The organism is Cellulomonas sp. P4_A2 (assembly GCF_056402515.1).
The window spans coordinates 1-354 of the sequence record NZ_JBFUHG010000260.1 but is presented as its reverse complement, the minus strand read 5'-3'; the positions used below and the strand labels follow the sequence as shown (position 1 = coordinate 354).

At 67.6% G+C, this 354-nt stretch carries 1 protein-coding gene; it reads right to left on the bottom strand.

The genetic code is table 11. From position 1 onward, the window contains the following. Nucleotides 1-102: 102 nt before the first annotated feature. Nucleotides 103-354 (bottom strand): hypothetical protein (locus AC1DUE_RS20975; protein ID WP_477041318.1); only part of this gene is annotated, 252 nt, incomplete at its 5' end.

Genomic DNA, 354 nt, shown 5'->3' with positions numbered 1-354 from the left:
ACAGGCGATGCTTCGAAAGAGGTCTGTCATGACGACGTTTCTGCTGGTCCCGGGGCTTTTCATGGGTGGCTGGGCCTGGGAGGCGGTGGCCGCCTGCTGAGGTCACGGCAGCCAGCTGTCATCGTCGAGACTCGGTGGACTCCCCCACCTGACGATCCGCTGGCAATGACAGCTGAAGGAGCCGCGCCGCGCGATCGTGCCGATCTCCTGGATGGTGATCGGTTGCGACACGTTCGCGGGCGATCTGCTGGCCCGGSTCGGYGTGCGAACGTGTACGCCGGTCACGCCGAGCGCTACCCCCGGATCCCGCTCGGCGAACTGAACGCGGCGGGCGCCGACCTGGTCGTCCTGCCC